This window comes from Bradyrhizobium sp. 87, assembly GCF_023073015.1.
In the GTDB taxonomy this organism is placed as follows: Bacteria; Pseudomonadota; Alphaproteobacteria; order Rhizobiales; family Xanthobacteraceae; genus Bradyrhizobium; species Bradyrhizobium canariense_D.
This window is the reverse complement of record NZ_JADPIQ010000133.1, coordinates 178,607-202,619: the sequence shown is the minus strand read 5'-3', so window position 1 is coordinate 202,619 and position 24,013 is coordinate 178,607. Positions and strand designations below refer to the sequence as shown.

Below are 24,013 nucleotides of genomic sequence, written 5' to 3'. Positions count from 1 at the left end.
CGGTCACGATCAACAGCCCTTCGTGCCGGGGGCAGGTTTGTGCAGGCAACACGTCACTATCTACTATCTTTCGTCGGGATCGCCGTCGTCAATCCATGCCTTGGGCTATGGCAGAGATCGGCATTTGTGGATTCCGGATGAATACGGGGATTGGGCGCGTATCGGAGCCCGACGATGGGGTCACTTGGCCGGTTGGTTCCGACGTCGTCGCGGCCCCGGAACTCAAATAGAGCCCCGCTGACGCATCTTCGCCCCGCCTGGCGTCCCGCCCCACGGCTGCGAATTTCCGACGGCCCGTTTCGGTCGGCTCCTGCAGACGATGGGACCGAAAAGTGGGTCCCTGCAGTCTCTTCGGAAGGCTCCGCGGCGGCCGTCAGCAGGTCGGGGCCTGCGCTAGGGGCGCAGCCGCGGACTGTGCGGCTTGCTGCGCCCCTCGCTCTAGGAATGTTCGACGTAATAGCTGTTGCGGTGCTTACCCTTATACGCCTCGATGCGTCCAAGCATCTTCGGGTTGGCGCGATTGAGGACAGCACCCAGCAGCTTCTTCTGAAGGATCTCCGATCCCGAAATTGATTCTTGAAGCGCAGCTCGCGTGGTTGCTCCCCATTCGATCACATAGACCATTGCATCGATGAGGACGCTGAACGCTTTTGAGTCCGCCACCGGCATCACAGGCGCAAGATCGATAATGATATATTCGTAGTGTTCCCGGAGCATCGCGAGCAGGTCGGCCATTGGCCTCGATGCGATGACGTCGGCCGAATTGACCATGCGCGAAGCAACGATGGACGGCAGGAAATCGAGACCGGTCTCCTTGCTTCGTTGCACGTGATAGCTGAAGCCCGTGGGATCACTGAGGGCCTCGACCAGTCCGCTGTTGGCGTTCGGCGCGAGTTCCCGTGTGAGTGAGCGCGTATGCAGGTCGCCGTCGATGAGGATGGTGCGGTGACCTGTCATGGCAATCAACTGAGCGAAATTGGCCGCGACTGTCGTTTTTCCTTCCTTTGGCAGCGACGATACAATGCCGATGACCTTGATCTCTCGGGTCATGCGCGCAACGTCGATTGAGACCTTGATGTTGCGCAACGTTTCCGCAAACCGCGAGAACGGATGATCGACGACATAGCGGGATAGTCCCGCTTCGTCGGCTTTCGCGGATGCCGAAAGCAACGCGCGCGTCTTTGTCGGCGGGCGAATATCTGGGAGAACGCCAAGACACTTCACGCCGAGTTCGTCCTCGACCTCTCCGGGGGTCCGCAAGACGTCGTTGAGGAGCTCGCGCGCAAAGGCGGCGCCGAAGCCGAGGCAGAGGCCGCCGACCAAGCCTCCCACCAGGGCCAAAACCGTCCGCGGCGAGCTTTTGCGATCAGGCTTGGTCGCGGTGCTGATCAGGCGTGCCTCGCTGAGCGGGAAGCTCTGATTTTGGGTGGCGCTTTGCAGCTTCTCCAGGAAGTTGTTGTAGAGATTGCGATAGGTGTCGGCCGCGCTTTCGAGATCGCGCAGCTTGACTTCTGCCTGGCCGGTGTGACCCGCCTGGGCGACCAGCTCTTTCACGTTCTTATCGAGAGAAGCCTCTCGGCTTTTTGCGATCTCGTAGTCGCTGCGATAAGCGTCCCCAATCCGATGAAGCTCATCGGCGATATTCTTGCGCAGTTCCTCCATCTTGTTGGCCAAATTGACCGCTGCAAGATGGGTCTTGCCGTAACGCCTTGACCAATCGGCATATTGGGCCTGTAAATCGAGGTACTGGGCGCGCAGGCGCGTAATGACCGAGTTGTTAAGGGCGTCCGTCACGGTGGGTTGGGCGAGGTCTTGGTCGGAAATCGCTTCGATCCGATCGAGGCGCGCCTTGGCTTCGGCCGTGGCCGCCCGCGCCTGAACCAGCTGTGTATTCAAGTCCGACAATTGCTGCTCGGACATGAGGCCGCGGCTGGTTCCGACGATATTGTGCTCTGCCTTGAAGGTTTGCACCGCGCGGTCGCTGGCCGTCGCCTGCTCGCTGAGCTCGACGCTCCGCTGCTGGAGCCATTCGGTCGCCCGTTTAGTGGACTGGTATTTTGCTTCCAGTGCACCCACGATGTAGGCATCGGCGATCGCATTTACGATCTTGACTGCCTTGTCCGGGCTGTGTGCGCGATAATTGAGCGACAAGACGTATGTGGTCAGGACGCGCTCAACCCTCAGACTCTTTTGAATCGATTCGACCACGGCATGTTCGATCCGCTCCTGTGTGGGCGGTTCGCCGGATTCGAACACTGACATGATCTTGCCGGTAACGACGGCGAGAAGTCCTGGATTGGATCCGTTGAATTCCGGATCCTCGGTGAGCCGCAGGCGGCGAACGATTGACAGGATAAGATCGTCAGAATTGATGACTTCGACCTGGCTGTCGACATAGCCAGTGTCGATCAGAGCGCTGTTGGTCCCGCTGTCCTTGTCCAGAACCTGGGTTTGCCGGGTGTCCATCATGATACGGGCGTTTGCCGTATACATCGGCTTTGCCAGAACCAGATAGACGACGACCAGAGCCAGCGAAGCGCCAACTGCCGCAGCGATCAGCGGCCATTGCCGACGAAGGACATCAGTGACACGGTCAAAGCTGAGGACCGCGCCGCCAAACTCGATGCCAAACCGGTGTCCCGATTGGAAGTGTTCTCTAGGCTGATACATCTGAAATTCGCTGCCTTAATGGTCAGGATCAATTCGGGAGGGGAACAGGTTTGAATGGATTGGCCAGTTTGGTCTTCCATTCGCCTTCCAACAGCGCTCCGCCCCGAGGCTGCGTCGGCTTGTTGTCTCTCGGCTGCAATTGGGCGCTGGAGCCATCTTCTCCCGCCGCGGAATAGCCCGCCTGCACGGCGAGGTCACCGACTCGCTGCGTGAAATCCCTAATCTTGCGCGCAGCGTCCGGTTTCGTTGACGTGCACAGCGCTTCTGCGAGCCGCAGCGCCGCGCCGATGGTCGAGCGGTCGGGGGAAGCCGATTCGGAAATGAGCGTCTGCACCGACGGCAACACCGATGGATTGGTCGCGATATATGAAGAAAGGCGAGCCCTCAGCTTCTCTTTGTCGTTGCGTAGCCGTTCCAGAAGCGAAGACGGCGCCTTCACGAAGGCGTCGAGTTCGGTTTGTGAGGCGCGGTCCGAGAATCCGACGCATTGAGCGCGGGTCGGACCGACGCCCGATGCGATCAGAGCAAATCCCGTCAAGATGATGGGTTGCCATCTCGGCTTCGTACGACGCGTCACTTCGCAGCTCATCCGTGTCCCTTCGTCGTTGCTGCAAACCAGTACACGCGAAGAGTGGCAGCCAACTGTGTCAATTTTTGTGCGATGCAAAAGCGGGTTTCATTCGGTCGCGCTTGCCATCGATTGCTACATCAGTGCCTTACCTTTCGTCGGTTGTGCAAGTACGATTTGCAATGCCTGCGAGATCGGCACAATGGCGCCTGCGATTTTTGCAGTTTGAAGATTTATGAGGCGGTCGCAAAAAATCTTGTCGCGAAATTGACACACGAAAATTTTCCAGCGAGCAGCGCGTGGATACGCCTGGATCAAGAAACATCTTCTGTACAGGCAAAATCGCAACACCGCCGGGTTTCGCGCATACTTTGTTCGCAAATGCTCGCGACCATGCCCCGGCGAGTCAGTTCGTTCGTCCCGATGCTCCTCGATCAGCAAAAATGGCGCAAAGTTGTCGCGCGCATGTTCGAATGACAGAGAGCGTTGAATTTATCGCCGGTCGTCATGCGTCATACGCGAATCCCCGATCGTGATGATTGAAAGCACGCAAAGACCTGATACAGACTGCTGCGGTGCAACAGCTACGGAATGTCGATGTGACGGAGTTGGTTCATCGTGAGAAAGCGCATGTCCTGCCGCTCGACAGCATCCGGGGTATCGCCGCGACATCTGTGGTGATCCACCATCTCCTGCTGATGCCGACCTTTCTCGCGGCATTCCCACACAATGCGTGGATCAATTGCTCGTTCTTCAGAAGCGCGTGGCTATTGGTCGACTTGTTCTTCGTTCTCAGTGGCATCGTGATGTCGTTGAGCTACGTCGAGGGCGACTTCGGACGCTTCTCGCTGCGCGAATTCATGGTGCGGCGTTTGGCGCGGGTCTATCCGCTTCACATCGTCATGCTGATCGCAAACCTGCTGTTCCGCCTCCTGCGTATCGGCTTGGTCGCCGCAGGCGTCGTGGTTGCCGCGCCGACCGCCTTTGAGGTGAACAATGCCTATTCCTTCCTGCTCAACGTCTTTCTCCTGCATTCGGTGGGACTGATCGACTATCTCAGCTGGAACGCTCCGAGCTGGAGCATAAGTGTCGAATTCTACACCTACCTGGTGTTCGGCCTGATCGTCCTGCTGGCCCAGCGCATGCGTTCGCTGTCGTGGTTCTACGCCGTCTCCGGGCTCGTCGCGGTCGCAAGTCTTGTCGTGATCGTCTTCGTGCTCGACAAGAGGAGTCTGGGACTCCAGACCGATTTCGGTATTCTTCGCTGCTTTGTGAGCTTCTTCCTCGGTGTCTTGACCGTCAGGATCGTTCGTCGGCTGCCAGGCAAGCCGAGCCCTGCCGTGCAGGGAGGGCTGCAGTTGATCGCCATGATTGCCAGTATCGTCCTGGTCAGCCTCGCAGAGACCAATCCGGCGACCACCTTCCTGGCGCCGCTTGTTTTCGCAGCCTTCCTTGGCACGCTGCTGGCGTTTCCGGATGCGTTGCTGGTGCCGAAGATTCTGGTGGCGCGGCCGCTGGTGTGGCTGGGGCGCAGATCCTACTCCATCTATATGGTGCATGCGCTCGTGGTGCTCTTCGCGGAGTACTTCGTGCGGGCACTTGGGCCACGGCCGATCGCGGCGCTCGATTCGATCTGGACGGGGCTGCCGGCGACGCTGAATCTCGTGATCTCCCTGGCCGCTGTACTGGTAGTTTCGAACTTCAGCTATCTCTACATCGAGAGTCTTGGCGGTAAGCTGCTTCGGAATGCCCCTGGAAGCCGGCCCGATTTTTCGCCATCTCCGGCGGCATCGGCGCGGCTGACGAATTGAGGCGAGCATGACGGCCCTTGCGCTGCAGCGCCCGCAGATCACGCTGGTCAGCCTCAACATCGAGGCGATCGCGCTCGGGGTTTATCTGGTCCGAGACGCCTTCGGCGGCGTGATCCGCTACTACACCAGCATCTTTCATCTGGACACGCTCTGGTACCTGCCCGACGGCGTCGCGCTGCTGTGTCTGGCCCAGTTCTTCGTGCATTGCATTTTGCGCAATCGCAGCACCCTGGCGCTCCTGGTGTTCGCGCAGATCATGCTGTCGCTGGTGCTCGGCTACTTCATGATGGGCACTGCGACCGCCGCGATCTCGGCTTTCAAGATGATGCTGCCGGTGTTTGTCGGATTCTGTTTCTGCGATTCGAGCCTGGGTTCCTACCGAAAGCTGCTGTCGATCATCGCCGTGACCTTCTATCTCTCCGTCATCGGCGTGTTGTTGACCAAGTTCTACCTCATGCCCTGGGTCGGCTACAAATATGAATCCTTTGGCGCCGTGCGTGAGGCGGGCCGGCTATGGTGGGCCTATGGCGGTGACGATCAGCGCCTGATGGGCTTTGCCGCCGACAATACCATGGCCGCATTCTTCATCCTCGTGTCGTTTGCGATCACGTCGATCCGCAAGAGCACGCTCTGGTGCCTTCTGTACGGCTCCCTGGCGGTTTACGTCATTCGTCTGACCACCAGCAAGACGACCATGATCGTTCTCGTGCTGTACCTGGTGCTGCTGGTGATCGTGCGAATGCTGCCGGAGAAGTCGCGTTTCCCCGCGATCCGCGCGATCGCGTTGTGGTCGTTCGCTGCGATCCTCGTTCCGTTCTTCATGATCGTGGTCGCATCGGGCACCGCAGCAGTGCCGCACTCGACCTTGTTCAGCATTCTCGACCGCATCAATAACAGCTGGCAGCTGCCGTTCGTCTACATGAGCCAGCTGATGCCGATCGGTCTGGTAACCGGCTGCGGCGCGGGTTGCTTCAACTATCCGCAGAAGCTTTTCTCGCCGCTCGCGGCGTACTGGGTACCGGTCGACAACTTCTACATCGGAACATACCTGATGTTCGGGCTTCCGTTCGTCGCATTCATGGTGATGGTGTTCCGCGCCAACTTCGGAGCGACCGACGTCTACAAGCTGACGCTGCTCTTCGTGGTCAACCTGTTTACCATCACCGTCCTGAACTACGGTCCAGCATCAGGGCTCCTGATCATCGCATTGAGCTTCAGCGAAGTATTCTCCCGGCGGGCGACCTCCGCACGGGCAGCCGATACCGTTCCGATAGAATTGCCGCGGCCGATCCGCTCATTGGAGGGTCTCGGCGTAGATATGCCAGGGACGGCAGCGCGTGGGAGCAGATAAGACAAACGATGCATAGACGGCTTGCATTCATCGATACGCTGCGCGGCATTGCCGTGTTGGCGGTGCTGTTCCAGCACGTGTTCGAGGTGATCGTCCAGAAGCACCCCACCGGCGCGTATTACTGGGTCTTCCACGATGCGATCGGCTACTACATGAACTTCGGCCGGTTCGGAGTCGTGCTGTTCTTCTTCGTCAGCGGATTCGTCATCCCGTTCAGTTTTCCGGACAGTGCTACTCCTGTGCGCGATTTCACGATCAGCCGCTTCTTTCGGCTCTACCCGGCGTACTGGACGTCGATGGTGATCGGGCTCCTCACGATGCAGGTGCTGGAGGCCAATGCCTACCCGTTGTCGCAGGTCATCGCGAACGTGACGATGCTGCAGACTTTCGTGAACATCCCGAACCTCTGGATCTTCTACTGGACGTTGGCGATCGAGCTCCTGTTCTATGTCGGATGCACCATTCTTTTCGCGATGGGATTGCTGAACCGGCGCTTTACTGCAGTTGCGATTGTCATTGCTGCGGCGCTGGTCGGGACCGCCGCAGCACTTCTGATCGAAAGCAGGACGGTGTCGTCGCTGATGGAGGTTGGGCTGAACCTTTCGGCGATGTTCCTGGGCAAGGTCATCCGCGACACCGTCATCGGCGGAAAGCTGCGATGGCCGCACGTCGCCGTTTGTACGGTGTTCTATGCGATCTTCGCCATCACGCTGGCGGAGAGGCGGTTCGGCGGCGTCTATCAGGAGAACTTCTTCTACAGCTATTCGATCGGGTCGGCTTATGTCTGCGCAGCGCTCGTCTTCATCGCGTTTGCGGCGTTCGGTGAGAGGATGGCCTGGCGCTCGATGGCGTTCGTGGGAACCATCAGCTATTCCGTCTATTTGATGTCGCCGTTCGTGATCGTCTGGATCCATCGCCTCGTCTGGCTCGGTGATGGACCGCTGGGATGGGCCGCTTTCGCCGCGCTGGTCGCAGCATTGTCAATTCTGGTCAGCTGGTCGACATATGCGTTCGTCGAGAAGCCCAGCATCTCGTTCGGCCAGAGGTTCCGGTCGAAGCGCAGGAGGGCGGTCGTTCTCGAGCCGGCGCTCAGCGCGGAAGGGGCAGCTGAGTGATCGAAAAAACGCGCCAGCCGAATGCCGGATACGACGGATCTTTCGTTCCCTCCGTCCAGGGACTTCGTGGCATTGCGGCGCTGAGCGTGCTGATGGATCATTTCTACGACATGCCAAAGGGAGGCGTGTACGACATTCCGGATCCGGGCTTCCTGCCGCCGCTCTGGCTCTGGCTGCAATCGGTGATCAATGTCGGCGGCCACGGTGTCGAGCTGTTTTTCATGATCAGCGGCTTCCTGATCCCGGCCAGTCTGGTGCGGCACGGCTCGCTGCCAAGGTTCTTCTTCGACCGTGTCCTGCGCATCATGCCGGTGTTCGTCGTGCTGCATCTCGCGCTGTTCGTGATTGGCCCGATCGTGGGCTACAAATTCTTCCGCGGGATCGATCTGACCGGTTATCTCGCGATCTTCACGGCCAATCTGTTCTTCGTGCAGGACGCTCTCGGCTTGCCCATCGCTCAGCAGAATGCCTGGACCTTGACTTACGAATGGGCGTTCTACATCTGGTTCGGGCTGACATTCTCGGTGTGGCGCATCGGAGGGAGAATGCTGGCGGCGCCCCTGATCTTGCTGGGCGTGGCCTGTCTCCTGCATTGGCCGATCACGGCGTTCTTCTGCATTGGCATGCTTCTCAGCGCCACGGGTTGGCGCATCTCCATTCCGGGACCTTTTGGCTTGATGGCGGGCCTGACGTGCGGGGTCGCCATGTACGCGAGCCTGGTGCTGTTTCACCCGTTCGTAGGTCTTATTCCGGGCCTTTTGCTGTTCGCCATGGTGCTGGCCCCGGACTCCGGTCTCGCCAGGGCGCTCAGCACGCCGGCCCTGCAGTATGTCGGCAAGATAAGTTACAGCCTTTATCTCGTGCACCCGTTCGTCCTGTTTCCGTTACAGGTGATCGGGCTCAAGCTCGTCGCTGTCGGTGTCGACCGCTGGCTGCTGTGGGCAGCATTCATCCTGCTGGGATCGTTGATGTCGCTGGTTGCAAGCGCGATCACCTACGAGCTGATCGAGGTGAGGCTGAGACGATTGTTGGATGGCGCGGTCCGCGGCATGTTCTTTCGGTCATTGAGCAAGATGGAACAGTCCGCCTAGAAGATCGCAATATAAGTCACGATCAGCTCACGGTACGGCCGGCAAGCTTGCGGTAGGATGGCAACAGGCCATCGGCGATGCGATCCCAGTTCAACTGGCCCGCCGCTGTCTGCCGTGCACCGTAGGTCAATGTCGCGGTAAGCGATTTCGAGGTCAGGACGCGTTCGAGCGCATCGGCCAAGGCGGCAGCATTACCAGGCGGGACCAGAAGCCCGTTCACGCCGTCTGTCACGACGTCAGGAATGCCACCGGTGGCGCTGGCGACGACGGGACGGGAATTCCCGTAAGCAGACGCCAGCACGCCGCTCTGCGTCGCATCCTTATAGGGCAGGGCGACCACGGTCGCAGACTGAAATAATTGTCCCGTATCCTCGGGCGAGATATAGGCATCGATCGTTTTGACCGTCGGCATGGCCTCCATGCGCGCGCCGAGCCGCGTCATCTCGGGACCGCGGCCCGCGACGATCGCTTCGTGCGCCACGCCGCGCCGGTCCAGCAGGTCGATCGCATCGATGAAGATGTCCAACCCCTTGTAAGCCCACATCCGCCCAAAAAACAGGATTCGTGCAGATTCGGGATCGATGGCCGCGGCGCGCGTCGGGGGCACCATGAGCACGCCGTGCATGCTGGAGACGATTTCTCCATTAAAGTCCGGCGTCGCATGGCGGAAATCTGCAATGCAGCTCTCGCCGTGCGTCGTGACGACTGACGCTGCCGCGCGCATGCGCGCGCGCCAGCCGTCCTCGCGCGGAGAGGTGCCCGAGCCGCCTTCCGAATGAGGAATTGCGTCGTGAACGGTCAGCACCAGCGGGATTCCAAGCGGACGCAGGAACTGGATCAGCTTGGATGTGTAGACTTCCGGAACTTCGTGACAATGAACCACGTCTGGACGAAACGAAATTATGTCCATGAATGAAGCTGGAATGCCGATGGCGCCGGCGCGGCGCAGGCTCAAATCGCGGATCCTTGTGTTGAAGGGTGTCGTCACCGCGATATCGGCCAGTTCCCACTGCTGGTTCGCATCCTTGCGGTTGAGGACGAGGCGAACATCGCAATGGCGCGCCAAGCCCGACGCGAGCCGGTAGGAATATTCTGCAAAATGCGGCGCGTAGATCGCCACGCGCAAGCGCCTGGAGTTGCGATTGAAGGCGGTGGTAGGCGAATTCATCAAGGCATCCATTTTGCATCACATCGCTGAGCCGGTTGGAGTGTAGTCCACGATTTGAACTCACTTCCACGCTAAATCGGATGATAGATGGTGCTCATCTGATTGCCATAACGTCGTCGTACTGCTGCGCGATTGCTGCCGCCATCGGGACGGAGTGGAAAAGGGCGACGTCACGCGCGGTCATCGATTCCCTGTTTGTCTAGCGGGCGATTGTGATTGGATCTGTCGGAATTGGGTCGATTTTTTGATGAACGTCACTCCGGGCAAACAACATCAGGTCGTGGTCGCGTTGTTGTGGTCGCTGGCGCAGAACTGGGGCGGCCGTGCGCTGTCATTTGTTCTGTTCTTGATATTGGCGCGGCTGCTCAATCCTGCGGATTTCGGTCTTGCCGCGCTGGTTGGCTTCATCCTGCTGCTCCTGAGCTCCATTTCCGAATTCGGGTTCGGTGACGCGTTGATCCAGCGACGCACGCTCGAGCCTGCGGACGTGACACTGCCATTTTTCTGCTCACTGGCGGCATCGGTCCTCCTTGCCGTTCTCATCGCCCTGCTGGCGACCGATATCGAGCGTTGGCTCGACGTGAAGGGACTTGCGCCGCTCTTGACGGCTGCGAGCCTCTCGCTTCCGATCGGTACCGCCACGCTGTTCCAGGAGGCGCTCTACAAGCGCCAGATGGATTTTCGTGTGCTTGCGCTCAGGACCATGGTGGCGACCGCGATCTCCGGAGTGGTCGGGATCGCCTGTGCCTATGCCGGGTTCGGTGCCCTCAGTCTCGTGATCCAGGTGGTCGTTCAGAGCGCGGTCAGCGGCCTGTGGCTCTGGAGCCAGCCCAGATGGCTCCCGATGCGCGGCTACGATCTGAAGAGCTTGCGCGAACTCTCCGGCTACAGCATCCACGTCGTGTCGAACAGGCTGCTGGACTTCGCCATCGTGCGTACGATCGACATGATCATCCTGTCGCTTTATGGCGTCGCGGCCTTGGGCATCTACACGGTGGGCGCGCGGGTCTACATTATCCTGATGCAGTTGCTGACACAGGCGGTCATGGACGTCGCGCTGAGCGCACTGTCCAAGATCGCGCATGAGCGTCACCGTATTGCCGACGCCTATCTGCGAAGCGTGAGCCTCGGAGCATTGATTGGCTCTCCGGTCTTTGTGCTCCTGGCGGCGATCGCGCCGGAGTTCTCCCTGCTGCTGTTCGGCTCAAAATGGGCCGGCAGCGAAGCCGTGATGAGGCCGCTGATGCTCATCGGCGCGATTCAGACGGTGCAGTTCGTGAACAGCGCCTATTTTGGCGCCATGGGCAAGCCCAACTACGTCTTCCTGCTGAACATTCTCAAATTCGCCACGGTGGTACCCGCAATGTTCCTGCTGCCGTCGCACGACATTGGTCAGCTGGCCACCATCTTCGCTGTCGCGCAGCTCGTGGTGACGCCCGTGACGTTCGCGCTGGCGCTCAGGCTGCTGGGCCTGAGCTGGAACCAGTTTCTGCGGCCCGTCGCAGGCTGTCTTTGCGCCATCCTTCTGGCTTATGGCGCAGTTGCGCTATGCCGCGAAGCGACCCCGGACATGAATCCCTATTTGCGGATAGGACTGCTCTCGTCATGTTTCGGGGCGACCTATCTGATGAGCATCTTGCTGTTCTGGCGAAAGCAGCTGTTCTCCCTGATCGCTTTCGTCGTGAAGCGTGGTGCGACCGCTTGATGAAGACGAGGAAGACGTCGTGAAGCAATTGATTCCGGTACCCGTTCGCAAGCATCTCCGAGGCTGGCTCAACAGCGCGAAGAACACGCCCTTTGCGGTCGATCTGCTCGAGTTGCGCAGGTGGCAGATCGCCAGGAAGGCTATCGGCGGCAGTGCCGCGCCGCGCAACAACCCGCGCCGGCTCGTCCTGCTCCCGTCCGACCCCTGGAGCATTCATCAGTCGCGCGGCGATGAGGCCATGATCGAGGCGGCCGTCGGCGAGATGAAGCAGGCCCATCCGAACATCGAGGTCTACATTGTCACCGCCACCAAAGCGGCAAGCGCGGAAGTGCGCGCAATGGGGTTCAAGCCGCTCGAATTTTGGAGGCAGCCGTTTTCCTATATGACGGTGGCGCAGGAGCTTTCTCTCACCAGGCCGGATTTCGGAATGGTTCTGGGGGCAGACGTGCTGGACGGCTACTATTCCCCCGTGGACGCCGCTCGCATGCTGCTCGTCGCCGATCTCATGGCAGCGTGCGGCGCCAAGGTCAGCGTGCTCGGATTCAGCTTCAACTCCCGTCCGGCCAAGGCGTTGCGCGAGGTGTTTCGGCTGCTCGATCCCGGCGTGGTCTTGAATTTGCGCGATGCACTATCTCTTCAGCGCTTCAAAGAGTTCGCCCCGAATCGTGCGCACCTCGTCGCTGATTCCGCATTCATGCTGGTGCCACAGGCGGAGACCGCGGCTGTGAAGCAGATTGCGGCCGCGATTGCGGAGCAGCGCAGGCAGGGACGCGACGTCTTTGTCTTCAATATCCACCCGATGTTGTTCAGGAAATCCGAGCCGGCCAAGCTACGGCGAATGATCGAACTCGCGGCGAGCGCAATCGAGCGCATGTCTCGAGAGCATAACGCGAGCTGGGTGTTGCTCGCGCACGACTATCGTCCGGAGATCGCCGACGACAATTGCCTTCGACCGCTGGCCGGTCGCCTGAGCGCAGCGCTGGGCAACCATGTTCATCATGTCGAGCACGTGCTGTCAGCGAGCGAGATCAAGGCAGTCGTCGGTCTGGTGGACGGCGTCGTCACCGGCCGCATGCATCTTGCGATTGCGGCTCTCGGACAGGGAACGCCGGTTGCGGCGATCACATACCAAGACAAGTTCCAGGGCCTGTTCGCTCATTTCGGTGTGAGCGAATCGCTTCTTCTCTCACCTGAGCAACTGCTCGCGGGAGACAATCTCGAGAAGTTTCTGCTGAGGTTCCTCGGCGCCTACAAGACGGCCGGCGCGCAGGTCCGCAATATGCTGCCGGCAGTCATGGAGCTGTCGCGCGCCAACATCGCTCCGCTGCGGGGCGATGGTTTGATGTCGGTTGACGCGGTGTCCGACGGTAAGGTCGCCTGAGGGAAGCGGGCGGACGTCAGTTGGCGGCCTGCTCCGTCTCGTCGAAACGCACGGACGTCTTGGTGCCAGACGTCTTGTTGGTGGCAGGCGTCTTGGCGGACGATTGCACTTTGCGCGGCGATCCAAATCCGATGTCGGCCCCCCGATTGATCAGCCGCCGCGCCGGGTTCTCGAAATAGGCATAGGTGCGATCGGCGATGATGGTCAGGATCGCGCAGCACGCGAGAGCAAAGAGGCCAAATTGATCCGGACGCAGACCAAGCGACGCCCACAACGGCTTGAATACGGCGATGAGGACGGCGTCGTGCAGCATGTAGATCGAATATGAAGTGTTGCCGAGCCGCCCGAGGAGGCGGCTGCCCGGAATTTGCACGAAAGCGCTCTCCCCGACGGCGGTGAGCAGGATCGCGCAGGAGAACAGAATGATGGCCAGATCCGGCTTGGCGAAGATGTTCAGGACAAGCACGGAGATCCCGAACAGGGCGATGCCGGCGAAGACGACCGGCTTGTGCCGATACGGGTGCGACAACCTGAACAATATGGCGAGCAGGATTCCATTCAAGAAGCTCGGCAGCGCACGGAGCATCCCGTAGTCATAATTGGCTCCATACATCTGCGATCGTTCTTGCCAGATCGGCAAATGGCCGTGGGCCAGGACCAGATAGAGCGCAGCGACGATGGCGGCCAGCACCAGCGGATGGACCTTGCGTGCAAGCAGCATAAGCAGGGGAAAGATCAGATAGCAGAAGAATTCCGCGCTGATCGACCAGGACGGAGAGTTGAAGCTCAAATGATCGGTAACGCCCCAGGCCTGAAGCAGCACGAGGTTGTACAGGAAGTCCAGCGGCGTCGACCTCGCCGATCGGTCCAGACCGAACCCGATCAGCAATACGAACACGAGTAAAGTCAGAAAATGCAGCGGATAGATCCGCGCAATGCGGCGGATCATGAACCGGGAATATGCCTTGAGACCACGCGCGTCAGACGGATAGGAATAGGAGATCACGAACCCGGACAAGATGAAGAACATGTCCACGAAAAGGCCATAAGATCCGTTCCAGATCGGCGCGATACCGCTGTCGATGGTCTTCAGATGGAAAATGAAAACGCCGAGAGCGGCAACGAAACGATAGAAGTCGAGAACGACGAACCGTCTTGCTTCATTGGCTTCCATCGCGTGTCGAATTCCTTGCCTGACGCTACCGTCTGCTTAGCGGTCAATTGTGACGCAAGTTCGCTGGGCCGGCGTTCGACGGCAGGCGAATAGCCGTTATGCAGCTCCTGCCTCGCGACAAGGCAACCGCCTAATTATTGAACGGCGCCGGGACTTGCCTGAGCTGGTCCCGGCGCCTGAGATATTGATGCGATCCTGCGGACAATTCGCCGTGGTCAGACGAACAGGAAATCGTGGCTCGTCAGGCTGGCGACGTTGACGTTCTTCAGGAGGATCGAGTCGCTGGCCGAAAGCGTGACCAGGGCGTTCGCGCCCGACTGCGTGATTTGCAGATGGCCGTAGTCCGCGGCGAGGAGCTTCGAGATCTGGATCACGTCGTGAGTGGCGGCGTCGCCGGCCTGGAAGTTGACGATCTGGTCTTGGCCGTGATCGTAGACGATTGTGGTCGAGCTCGGCGCCGCCGAGAACAGGTCGTTGCCGGCCCCGCCCTGGATCGTCACGCCGCTCGCAACCGCCGTGACGTTGTGTGTGCCGTCGGTTTTGGTGTCGTCGAAGAACTGGAGTGCATTGGCTGAATTGTAGTTTTCGTGCTGCGTCGTGCCGGCCTGTCCGTTGAAGTTGAACAGGAACACGTCCTTCGAACCGTCGGCGTTGTTGGCGATCTCCTGGGTCTTGGAACCGGAGCCGTCGTAGATGCCGGTCAGCTTGCTGCCGTCGTTGTTGATGACCTGGGTATAGTCCAGCGTGCCATCGGCGTGGGTCCGGGTAAGCTCGACGATATGCCCGGAGGCATCGAGGTGCTGATGCTGCGTGGTGTAGGACTGCCCCTTGATGTTGTAGCTCCAATTGTCCGACGTGCCATCGGCGTTGGTAATGTACGCGGCAGTCTTGACGCCGTTGGTGTAGGCGGTCGTGGAGCTATAGCCGTCGATCTTCGTCGTCACCTCGCTGGTCAGAACGCCCTTGGCGTCGTACCAGTCCGAGGTTTTGGTCCCGTCTGAGCTCTGGACAAGCGTGAAGGCGAGGCTGCTATCGGCGTGGGTGCGCACGATGTTAGTGAGGAAGCCGGTCGGATCGTAGCTGTCGTGCTCGGTCGTGTAGGTCTGGCCCACGATATTGAACTGGAAGACGTCCTTCGAACCGTTGGCGTGGTAATCGGTCTCCGTCATCTTGACGCCGGAGGCATTGTAGTTGCTCACCACGCTGCTGCCGTCGCTATTGACGACTTGGCTGTAGTCGAGCGACCCGTCGGCATGCGTGCGGACCACTTCGGTCGTGACACCGGAGGGGTCGAGGTGCTGGTACTGCGTGGTATAGCTCTGACCTGTTATATTGTAGCTGTAATTGTCGTGGCTCTGGTCCGCATTGGTGATGTAGGCCGCGGTCTTGACGCCGTTGGTGTAGATCGTCGTTGCGCTGTAGCCGCTCGTCTTCTCCAGGACCTCACTGGTGAGGATGCCGCTGGCGTCGTACCAGTCCGAGACCTTGGTGCCGTCGCTGCCCTGCTGCAGTTTGAAAGCCAGGCTGCCATCGGCGTGCGTGCGAACCAGCGAGGTGAGGAAGCCCGCCGCATCGTAGATGTCGTGCTCGGTCGTGTAGGTCTGGCCGGTTATGTTGAGAAGCCAGATATCCTTGCTGCCATCGGCGTTGTAGTCGGTTTCCTTCGTCCTCGTTCCGGCTGCGTTGTAGTTGGTGACGACGCTGCTGCCGTCGTTGTTGATGATTTGCGTATAGTCGAGCGTGCCGTCGGCATGCTTGCGGGTCACGGCCGTGACCTTGCCGGAGGGATCGACGTGCTGGATCAGCGTGCTGTAGCTCTGGCCGGTGATGCCATAGGCGTAATTGTCCTGACTGCCGTCCGCATTCTTGACATAGGCGTTGGTCTTGACGCCGTTGCTGTAGAGCGTCGTCGAACTGAAACCGTTGGCCTTTTGCACGACTTCGCTGGTGAGGCCGCCGGCGGCATTGTACCAATCGGTCGTCTTGGTGCCGTCGGTCGTTTGCGTCAGCTTGAACGCCAGGCTGCCATCGGTGTGGAGGCGCGTCAGGGTCGTGAGAAAGCCGGTCGTATCGTAAACGTCGTGCTCGGTCGCATAGTTCTGGCCCTTGATGTTGTAGGTCCAGACGTCCTTGCTGCGATCGGCATGGTAGTCGGTCTCGACCAGCTTGACCCCCGTGGCGCTATAGGTGGTGATCACGCTGCTGCCATCGCCGTTGTAGACCTGTGTCGAATCGAGCGAGCCGTCGGCATGGCTGCGGACCACAGACGTGACCTTGCCGGTCGAATCGAGGTGCTGGACCTGGCTCGTGTAGCTCTGCCCCTTGATGTTGTAGGTATAGTTGTCCTGGGTGTGGTCGGCGTTCTTGACATAGACCGTGGTCTTCACGCCGTTGGTGTAGATGGTCGTCGAATAATAGCCGTCTGACTTTTGCACGACCTCGCTGAGAAGCGTGCCGGTGGTGTTGTATGTATCGGTGGTCTTGGTGCCGTCGGTAGCGAAATGGACGGAGGTGGTCTTTATGCCACCGGTGTAGCCGATCGCGTCTTTGGACCCGTCGGTGTAGCCGATCGTGGTCGAAATAGGCAGTCCGCTTGCGTTCAGGCCGGTGTCCGCTTTCGACAGGAGGTTGCCGCTGGCGTCATAGGTTTTCGTGCTGCTCCAGGTCGCGGCCGAGTTCGTGACGGAGAAGGAATGGCCGCCCTGGATCTTGGACAGTGCGCTGCCGTAATGCGCGATCATATAGTCCATCGTCGCTTTCGAAGCGACGGGCAGGACATGCGAGTCGGTTAGCGTGATGGTTTGAAGCGCCGTCGACGTGCTCAGGTCGGACAGTTGCGGCACGATCTCGGCAGCCGTACCGCTGACACTGGTTCGGGTGTCAGGCGGAATCGGGGTGGTCGCGGGCGCGTCGATCTCGATGATCAGCGGGTGATCGCTGACCGGAATCGTAATCGTGCTGACGTCGGTGTAGCTCGCGATCGCGGTAGTTCCCGTCAGCGTGTCGTACACCTTGACCGAATGATGCATGCCGCCAAGATTCACCGTGACCGTCTGGGCCGGATTGGAGATCTCGGCATCGGCCGCATCATTCCAGAGCTTCGGCTCCGCCCAAACGACAAGCTCGTAGGCGCCATTGCTCTTGCCCAGCACCATGCTGTTGCCCAAGGCCGGCATGTTGCTCAGCGTGTAGTTCAATGGATTAGTCGGCTGCAGGCCGCCCTTGCCGTCATCGGCCAGAATGCTCGTCAGGTTGTGAATTGCCGTCGCGGCGAGCTTTGGCGTTCCGTCGGAGTTGAACAAGCCGAAGTTGGCTTCGGGATTGGTGTTGCTGGCGGACGAGTCGCGGTCGAACATCTCGTAGAGATAGGTCGCACTCACGCCAGCCTTGTAGGCATCGACCAGGGTGTTCAAGACCGACTTGGCTTGCACCGTCTCGTCGACTCCGAGATATTGGGTGTTGGCCTGGGTGGTGTAGCCGGTCTCCGTAATCACGACGGGCTTTCCCGGCGCCGCGGTCGAGACGGCGCTCAAGGTGGCAGCAAGTGAGCTGCTGGTCGTTAAGCTGGTGCTGACATAGGCATGCGCATTGGCGAAATCGGCCGAGCCCGACATGTTGCCGAGCTGGCTGTAGCCCTGGGGATCGTTGTAGGCGAGCGACAGATTGAAGACGGGAATGCTGGAAAGCGTGCCGTCTGCCTTGACCGCCTGATAGAGCGCGCTTTGGAACTGGGCCGCGGCGCCAAGGCTCGAACTGCCATTGTAGCTGAAGGGCTGGTGATTGGCCTCGTTGAGCCCCTCGATGGCGCTGATGCTGCCCGGATGGCTCGCCACGAACTTCTCGAGCGACACGATATACTTCTGAAGGCCGGCCGCACCCAGCTGGGGCAGGGCGGAGGATACCAGGAAGTCGAACTTGTAGCCGGCAGCCGCCAGCCCCTCAACGACCGGTTGTGCGGCGGGGCTGGTTCCCATTGCGTCGCGGAGATGGGTGACACCGAGATACTTCAGGTCATCGACCATCAACGCGAGGTTATTGTAGTCGGTCCACCCGAAGCCGGCATGCGTGTTGACGCCGATGGAGTTGATGAAGCCGCTTGCGGAGAGGACGGTTTGATCTGACGACATTTCACACTCGAATTTCTACGCGAACGAAATTGCTCGCAGGGATTTGCGTTCAACCTTCTCGATCGAGTGTGAATTTCAGATAAAAATCGGAGCTACAAATCGAGAGCGATCAGCAGTTCCTCGCAGGAACAGCTCGACTCTGATTCAAGACAATAACGATGTCGTGCCGACGCAGCATGACCTCAACATGGCGCTTCCAAGAATTCGCAAGGTTTCACTGCTGAATCTATGCGCATGTCGCGCTTCAATGATGCATGTGACTTGGGGCGCGGAGCGGTGAAACTGTCAGGCCGACCCGATGCGCTGGTCGAATTTTGCCGGCACGAGCAAATCACTCAATATTCTCGTACTGGTTGTCAGTCACTTCGCCGCATTTTGAAGCGAAGTAGAGAGTTCCACGGTAGGAACTTCGTGGACGCGGGCAGGCGTCAAGGGCGCATCTAGCTCCAAAGAAGGTTTGGAAGAGACCGGTCGACAGATCAGCTCGGGCGGGCCAGGAGGAGAAAGTTTCCGCGCCAGCCGACCGCAGCCGTGGAGATTGCGGCGATGACGATCTTTCCAGCAAGCCACGCCGCCGGTTCGCTCGGCGCATGACTGAGCGATCCGATCAGAATGGCGGCTGCGAGCGCCTGAAGCACCAAGGGCCAGCGCGGGAACGCATCGAACCTGAGGGTAGGGCCAAGCCCGGCCAAGATCGCTGCGAGCGTGGCGATCGAGGCGCAGGTGACTGCCGCTTGGGGTGACAGGCCGGCCCAGACGGCAACCAGGGAGAACGCCGCAACCATTGCAAGCTGCCCGGCAGCGACGAGGACGAGCCTGGTTGCGAGCTTTTCCAGGTGGGGAACGACCGCGATCGTCGCCTGCAGGTGGGTATGGAGGAAGTAGAAAGCAGCGACCGCCGGCCCTGTCGCCAGGAAGCCCTCGACGCTCTCCCGCGGGACCAGGATGCGGGCCGCGTCCGGAATGAAGGCGACAAGCCCGCCCAGCAGGACCAGGGTTGTGCAGATCATGAACTCGAACATGTGCCGCGCCGATTGTCTCGACGTCGTGGCGCTCCCGTGCTCGAAATCATTGACCACTTCAGGATAACTCACGGTGTGGATCGCCGCATTGAGGACCCAGAAGGGACGTTGCAGCAGGTCCAGCGCAATGGAAAATCCTGCACCGGCTCCTGTGGCGCCCAGTCGCCCGACGACGATGATACGGAGCAGGACCGGCACGGACAAATGGATCACGGACGCGCCGGCCGCAAGCATGCCGTAACGCGAGAAGTCTTTCCAGTCAGCCAGCATTGTTCGCGGCGACACGCGATCCAGCGGCGTGCGATATGCGATGAGACCGGCCAGGAGCCCAAGCAGGTGACCCAATGCGATGCCGAGCAGCGTTGCTTCGGCCGTGCCTGAGATCATTCCGCCCGAGACGGCCCCGCCCAAAAGAGCCGTCGCACGCAAGGCAAGAAGGCAGGAGGCGGTCCCCAGCCGGTTCGACAGTCGTACCGACAAGAAGTACAAATCGGTCGAGCCCTGAAGAACGGCCACGCTCAGGCCGAGGACGACCAGCCGTGGCGTGAGGCCGCTGACCAAGGAGGCGCAGCTCCCGACCGCAACGAGCGCGCCGGCGCTCATGAGGGCCGCCGCAAAGAGCGACGATCTCAGTCGAGCCGCCTCGCTCTCCTTGGCGGCCGCAAGAAAGCGCAGCCCCGCGAGCTGCAGCCACTCGAACATGAGGACGCAGAGCAACTGGCTCGAGGCCATTGCGAGAGAATAATTGGTGTAGTCGGCGGCAGGCAGCAGGTGACTGATCACAAAGATCAGGATGATCGCTGCTGCGCTTTGGTAAACGTAGCCGGCGATCGCGAAGAGACGTGTCATCTCGGAATGAAGCTACTCTTTGCCACCGCATGCGCTTGTGGTACCCCGGCTATTGCCGGGCGCACGGACGACATCCGTCGCTGACGCAGTTGTTCATACAGGTTCTTGTACGACGACAATACGTCGGAAAAGATCCACTTGTTCGTGTCGGCGATAAGCCGACGGCTGATCTCGTCGATCTTGTGCGGGTCCGCGGCGATTTCGCGCATGCTCGTGGCCAGGGATTGTGGATCTGCTTCGGTCAACCACCCGGTTACGCCATGCTCGATCGCCTCCGGCATGCCGCCAAAGTGCGTACCGAGCAGCGGTCTGCCCGCCGCCTTGGCGTCGGCGACGACGAGCGGGCCGGGATCGTGCCAGATGGACGGAGCGACCACGACGTCGACTTGCCTGTAGAATTCATCGGGAGACACGAATCCCATGAACTCGACCCGTGCATGCGGCGCCAGTGCTCTCAGGCGCTGTTGTTCCTGATCGCCCAAGCGGCCGGCAATCATCATCCGGATCCGATCGGGCGGCAGCATGGCCAGCGCTCGCATGAGATTGTCGATGCCCTTCTCCTCGGTGATCCGTCCGATGAAGCCGAATGTCACTTCCGTCGTGCAGACAGGCCGCGGGTAGGGTGAGCGCGGCGGCTCGGTCGAGGCATTGCGGATGACGGTGCGGATTGGGGTCTCGGCAAACATGCCCATATCGGTGTGAATGGAGAGGACGCGCTCGCTGACGCCGACCACGGCATCGAGCCAATGCGTCGCCCGTTTGCGGTGGTACGTCAGGATCCCACAGCTCGTACAGGTGTGTTCGCAGGAGCGGCCCTTGTCGAAGCGGGAACAGCGTGGACACGTCAAATAATAATCATGAAGCGTATGCAGGACCGGAACTCCGAGCTTGGCGGCTACCCGCCAGATCGCCGTGGTCAGGCCCGATAAATTATTGGAATGCAGAACGTCCGGCTTGAAAGCGCGAATGCGCTCCGCGATCATCGGGGCCTGGATCTGCCAATCGTCGATCGCATGCCAGATGCTTCGTTTCACGACGTTCTTTTGCTCCGTGAACGGCGCATAGACGTTTTGCACCGGTGCGGAATAGACGTTGATACCGTTGCATAATTCACGGCCCTGCTCGGGTGCGGATGCGGCGCGCACCACCTCGACCTCGTCGCCGCGCTGAGCCAGGCCCTCGGCAAATCTCCGCGCGAAGATCTCTGCTCCGCCGACGATCTTTGGTGCCTGCGGGGTCGGATAAAGCGTGGATGTCAAAAGGATCTTCATCGCGTCAACCTCTTTGTGCCGATCCGATTACCGTGCCGGCCGTATATCCAGTGCGGGAATGGCGTCATTATTGGCGGCGATCAGGACCGGCGTGCTCGAAACCGGCAGCCAGATCCCGGAGGCTGGCCTTGCAGTTGCATCGCAGGGGGCCGCGAAAGTCGCGCCCGGCAGATCGCCTCTGATCCGGACCTCGTAGCGTCGATCCGGATCCTCGGACCAGACCGCGATTTTGCCGCCGGTGGTCGAGGATGCTCCGATCGACATCACCCCGTTGGCAAGGCTTCTTCGTTCGGCGGTTAGAGTGGAACGGACGAATGCCCAGGCGCCACGCGCCGCGCAGGCTACGGGTTTGGGCGAATTGTCGAAACCGTAGAGGCCAAAATTGTCCTCCAGCTCGGCTGGATTCTGACCACTATTTTTGAGCTCATAGATCCACATCCCCTTGAGCCAGCGCGCCGCTGTCGAGGCCCACAGGATGAGCTGTGCCGTGTTATCGGCCTGAGCCTGCTCGCTGACACCACATTTGTTCGCAGCCGTGGTCCAGCCAGTCTCGGTCACGTAAATGGGGAAGTCGGGATTGCCGCTCGCTTGGCCGACCAGTCGATGGAACGCCGTGAGCCGGTCGATAATCTCGGCCGAATTGCGCTTCGCCGGCGCCATGCAGAAATTGTAGAGATGAATCGAGGCGCCATCGGCGTATTGAAGGATGCCGGTTTGCAGCATCTTCTCCGTCCACGTCCAACCGGGATCGTCGCCGATCGCGCCGACGACGAAAGGTGCATTCGGCACCGCCTGCTTGACCGCGGGCCGTGCTACCTTCGCGAGGGCCAGGTAGTTGTCGGCTGAGAATGAAGGGTCCTTCTTGGCTGCCAGATTCCACTCGTTCCAGAGTTCGAAGATCGGGCGCTGCGGCGCGACCGATCGCGCGGCCGCTGCCGCATAGTCCGCGAACCGCTGCCGGGCTTCGTCCGTCGTCGGAGGCGACGAGTTCGGCACGAGGTGATGACCAAATGCAAGGATGAGGAGCGGCCGGGCGATGCCGGACTGAACCTGCGCGTCGAGCCTGCCCAACCGCGGCGTGAAGCCCATCCGACGTCCCGGCAATTCGAAATCAGACCAGGGAAAATCGTCGCGGAAGGCGTTAAAGCCCAGTTGCTTGATCTGGCTGACGTTCACGGAGGGCACGTAGCCTCGCGAACTGACCGGCCCTCCCAGTCCCTGATGGGTGCCGATACCCAACAGGAATCTGCTTTCAAGCGTCTGAGCCTGTTGAGCGCATGCCGGGACAGACAGAGAAACAGACGCGATGAGGCTCGCCATCCAGAGCAGCCTGTTGCGACCCAAGGTGCGGTGGCCTGCCATCGCCTGGATCATACCCGTCATCATTTCTCGCCTGCCGCAACTCACCTCAAAAAGGCTTCGAGAGGTCCGATTGCAGTGCCACGTTCTGCTCGACTCCGCTCTTGTTGTCGTCGAGGAGTTCGACATAGACCTGATGCAATTGGCGGTGTGTCTTCTGGACGTCATAAAACTGCTTGAAGCGATCGTAGCCGCGTTGCCCCAGGACCTTGAGATCCAGATCGAGCATCCGTCGGAAGCCGTCGATGAGAGGTTGAACCGCAACAGGTTCGCAAAGCACGCCGGTGACGCCGTCAACGACGATTTCAGGCAGCGCTCCGCTGTGGAAGGCCAGGATGGGCTTGGCCGCGCGCATCGCTTCCAGAGCGACGAGGCCGAAGGCCTCCCATCGTGACGGGATGACGACGAGATCGGCCGCCTCCAGCTGAGCCTCGATCTGCTGACGATCCAGCCAGCCTAGCAGCGAGACGTTGGCGGGAACCGCAGCTCCGTCGAACTTGTTGACCACGGAGGCGCCGACAATGCGAACATCCAGGACATCTTCGAGGGATCGTGCGGCCTCGATCAGGAGGTCGAAGCCCTTTTGTCGATCAAGACGGCCAATGAAAAGGACCTTGGCCTTCTTTGAAGTCCAATCTGTCGCAGCGCCGTACGGCAGTGGGCGGCTCTTGGAGATGCCATTGTGCACCAGGGTCAGACGGTCGGTCGGAATTCCCGCCCGGACCGCTTCATTGAATTCATCGCCGGAAATGCAGATGATACGATCCGACGTGCGGGCCAGAAGAGTCTCTGCAGCTTTTGCCGCCAGATGGCTCAGGCGGCCGGTTTCTCGCGAGAACGCCCAGCCATGCGGGCAATAGACGACGCGAGGACCTTCGGAACGAGCCGCCAACGCGGGCCTGAGAACGAGTCCGGCAAACGACGAATGGAGATGCATTACGTCGGGCTTGAAGGCGTCGAGCGCCTGCATGCTCGCCCGCAGCATCTGAAATAATCCGGCGATGCTACGGCCCGATCTGTCGAAGGTCGTGATCTGGCTGTCATCGATTCCAACGAGGTCGTGGCGATGATCCGACGGCACAACATAGTGCACGTTCTCCGCGCCGAAGCTCGCTTGCTGCTGCGGATGCAATTCGTTCAGGTAGCTCGCTATCCCACCCCGGATGGTTTCCGCGACATGCAGCACCTTCACCGCCTGCCTTGCGGAAGATTGAGTTGGGAAGATCGACATGGCGCATCCTTAATTGAGCATCAACGGATGCGATCACAATCCATCCAATCCATAGCGAGATTTGGGCAGCGGTGTGTTGTTGTTGCGCCGCGATGCTGAAGCTCGCGTCCGTCGAAGTCG

Annotated in this window: 16 protein-coding genes; 6 read left to right on the top strand and 10 right to left on the bottom strand. The window is 60.1% G+C overall.

Going from position 1 to position 24,013, the window contains the following annotated elements:
* Positions 1–438: 438 nt before the first annotated feature.
* The 3 genes from IVB50_RS35980 to IVB50_RS35970 form a co-directional block, all read right to left on the bottom strand.
* Positions 439–2,670 (bottom strand): AAA family ATPase, encoded by a 2,232-nt coding sequence (locus IVB50_RS35980; protein ID WP_247299656.1) that lies wholly within the window; start codon positions 2,668–2,670, stop codon positions 439–441.
* 28 nt (positions 2,671–2,698) lie between these two features.
* Positions 2,699–3,259 carry a hypothetical protein gene (locus IVB50_RS35975; protein WP_231188831.1) on the bottom strand — a complete coding sequence of 187 codons (561 nt, stop codon included), beginning with the start codon at positions 3,257–3,259 and terminating at the stop codon, positions 2,699–2,701.
* Positions 3,260–3,373: 114 nt separating this feature from the next.
* On the bottom strand, positions 3,374–3,556 hold the full coding sequence (locus tag IVB50_RS35970) for a hypothetical protein (protein ID WP_247299654.1): 183 nt from the start codon (positions 3,554–3,556) through the stop codon (positions 3,374–3,376).
* A 281-nt stretch (positions 3,557–3,837) separates the two neighbouring features.
* Here IVB50_RS35970 and IVB50_RS35965 point away from each other — a divergent pair, with 281 nt between their 5' ends.
* The 4 genes from IVB50_RS35965 to IVB50_RS35950 are packed head-to-tail and all read left to right on the top strand — an operon-like array spanning position 3,838 to position 8,606.
* On the top strand, positions 3,838–5,049 hold the full coding sequence (locus IVB50_RS35965) for an acyltransferase (RefSeq protein ID WP_247299651.1): 1,212 nt from the start codon (positions 3,838–3,840) through the stop codon (positions 5,047–5,049).
* A 7-nt stretch (positions 5,050–5,056) separates the two neighbouring features.
* Positions 5,057–6,400 carry a hypothetical protein gene (locus IVB50_RS35960; protein WP_018458856.1) on the top strand — a complete coding sequence of 448 codons (1,344 nt, stop codon included), beginning with the start codon at positions 5,057–5,059 and terminating at the stop codon, positions 6,398–6,400.
* Positions 6,401–6,408: 8 nt separating this feature from the next.
* Positions 6,409–7,515: an acyltransferase gene (locus IVB50_RS35955; RefSeq protein ID WP_247299648.1), complete on the top strand. Its 1,107-nt coding sequence runs from the start codon at positions 6,409–6,411 to the stop codon at positions 7,513–7,515.
* Positions 7,512–8,606, top strand: coding sequence for an acyltransferase (locus tag IVB50_RS35950; protein ID WP_247299647.1), 1,095 nt, complete (start codon positions 7,512–7,514; stop codon positions 8,604–8,606). Before IVB50_RS35955 ends, IVB50_RS35950 begins: the two co-directional genes overlap by 4 nt.
* A 22-nt stretch (positions 8,607–8,628) precedes the next feature.
* Here the strand turns inward: IVB50_RS35950 and IVB50_RS35945 are convergent, their stop codons facing one another.
* On the bottom strand, positions 8,629–9,774 hold the full coding sequence (locus IVB50_RS35945) for a glycosyltransferase family 4 protein (RefSeq protein WP_247299645.1): 1,146 nt from the start codon (positions 9,772–9,774) through the stop codon (positions 8,629–8,631).
* 247 nt (positions 9,775–10,021) lie between these two features.
* On the opposite strand from IVB50_RS35945, the gene IVB50_RS35940 reads away from it, so the two are divergent.
* Positions 10,022–11,479 (top strand): lipopolysaccharide biosynthesis protein, encoded by a 1,458-nt coding sequence (locus IVB50_RS35940; RefSeq protein ID WP_018458851.1) that lies wholly within the window; start codon positions 10,022–10,024, stop codon positions 11,477–11,479.
* A 19-nt stretch (positions 11,480–11,498) separates the two neighbouring features.
* Positions 11,499–12,860 carry a polysaccharide pyruvyl transferase family protein gene (locus tag IVB50_RS35935; protein WP_240543968.1) on the top strand — a complete coding sequence of 454 codons (1,362 nt, stop codon included), beginning with the start codon at positions 11,499–11,501 and terminating at the stop codon, positions 12,858–12,860.
* 16 nt (positions 12,861–12,876) lie between these two features.
* Here IVB50_RS35935 and IVB50_RS35930 read toward each other — a convergent pair whose 3' ends face one another.
* The 6 genes from IVB50_RS35930 to IVB50_RS35905 all read right to left on the bottom strand — a co-directional run bounded on the left by IVB50_RS35930 (position 12,877) and on the right by IVB50_RS35905 (position 23,893).
* Positions 12,877–14,034 carry an acyltransferase gene (locus IVB50_RS35930; RefSeq protein ID WP_247299642.1) on the bottom strand — a complete coding sequence of 386 codons (1,158 nt, stop codon included), beginning with the start codon at positions 14,032–14,034 and terminating at the stop codon, positions 12,877–12,879.
* A gap of 215 nt (positions 14,035–14,249) precedes the next feature.
* Positions 14,250–18,161, bottom strand: a complete 3,912-nt coding sequence (locus IVB50_RS35925; RefSeq protein WP_247299640.1) for an RHS repeat protein — start codon at positions 18,159–18,161, stop codon at positions 14,250–14,252.
* 479 nt (positions 18,162–18,640) lie between these two features.
* Positions 18,641–20,032 carry a hypothetical protein gene (locus IVB50_RS35920; RefSeq protein ID WP_247299638.1) on the bottom strand — a complete coding sequence of 464 codons (1,392 nt, stop codon included), beginning with the start codon at positions 20,030–20,032 and terminating at the stop codon, positions 18,641–18,643.
* Positions 20,029–21,303: a glycosyltransferase family 4 protein gene (locus IVB50_RS35915; protein ID WP_018458846.1), complete on the bottom strand. Its 1,275-nt coding sequence runs from the start codon at positions 21,301–21,303 to the stop codon at positions 20,029–20,031. Before IVB50_RS35915 ends, IVB50_RS35920 begins: the two co-directional genes overlap by 4 nt.
* Before the next feature lie 27 nt (positions 21,304–21,330).
* Positions 21,331–22,686, bottom strand: coding sequence for a glycoside hydrolase family 5 protein (locus tag IVB50_RS35910; RefSeq protein ID WP_247299636.1), 1,356 nt, complete (start codon positions 22,684–22,686; stop codon positions 21,331–21,333).
* 25 nt (positions 22,687–22,711) lie between these two features.
* Positions 22,712–23,893 (bottom strand): glycosyltransferase, encoded by a 1,182-nt coding sequence (locus tag IVB50_RS35905; RefSeq protein ID WP_210350951.1) that lies wholly within the window; start codon positions 23,891–23,893, stop codon positions 22,712–22,714.
* Between the last annotated feature and the right edge of the window lie 120 nt (positions 23,894–24,013).

Bases quoted from the DNA above. Each gene is read 5' to 3' on its own strand.
- IVB50_RS35915 (WP_018458846.1), bottom strand. From the start codon at position 21,303: ATGAAGATCCTTTTGACATCCACGCTTTATCCGACCCCGCAGGCACCA.
- IVB50_RS35905 (WP_210350951.1), bottom strand. From the start codon at position 23,893: ATGTCGATCTTCCCAACTCAATCTTCCGCAAGGCAGGCGGTGAAGGTG.
- IVB50_RS35955 (WP_247299648.1), top strand. From the start codon at position 6,409: ATGCATAGACGGCTTGCATTCATCGATACGCTGCGCGGCATTGCCGTG.
- IVB50_RS35930 (WP_247299642.1), bottom strand. From the start codon at position 14,034: ATGGAAGCCAATGAAGCAAGACGGTTCGTCGTTCTCGACTTCTATCGT.
- IVB50_RS35910 (WP_247299636.1), bottom strand. From the start codon at position 22,686: ATGACGGGTATGATCCAGGCGATGGCAGGCCACCGCACCTTGGGTCGC.
- IVB50_RS35925 (WP_247299640.1), bottom strand. From the start codon at position 18,161: ATGTCGTCAGATCAAACCGTCCTCTCCGCAAGCGGCTTCATCAACTCC.
- IVB50_RS35920 (WP_247299638.1), bottom strand. From the start codon at position 20,032: ATGACACGTCTCTTCGCGATCGCCGGCTACGTTTACCAAAGCGCAGCA.
- IVB50_RS35980 (WP_247299656.1), bottom strand. From the start codon at position 2,670: ATGTATCAGCCTAGAGAACACTTCCAATCGGGACACCGGTTTGGCATC.
- IVB50_RS35945 (WP_247299645.1), bottom strand. From the start codon at position 9,774: ATGAATTCGCCTACCACCGCCTTCAATCGCAACTCCAGGCGCTTGCGC.
- IVB50_RS35940 (WP_018458851.1), top strand. From the start codon at position 10,022: ATGAACGTCACTCCGGGCAAACAACATCAGGTCGTGGTCGCGTTGTTG.
- IVB50_RS35975 (WP_231188831.1), bottom strand. From the start codon at position 3,259: ATGAGCTGCGAAGTGACGCGTCGTACGAAGCCGAGATGGCAACCCATC.
- IVB50_RS35960 (WP_018458856.1), top strand. From the start codon at position 5,057: ATGACGGCCCTTGCGCTGCAGCGCCCGCAGATCACGCTGGTCAGCCTC.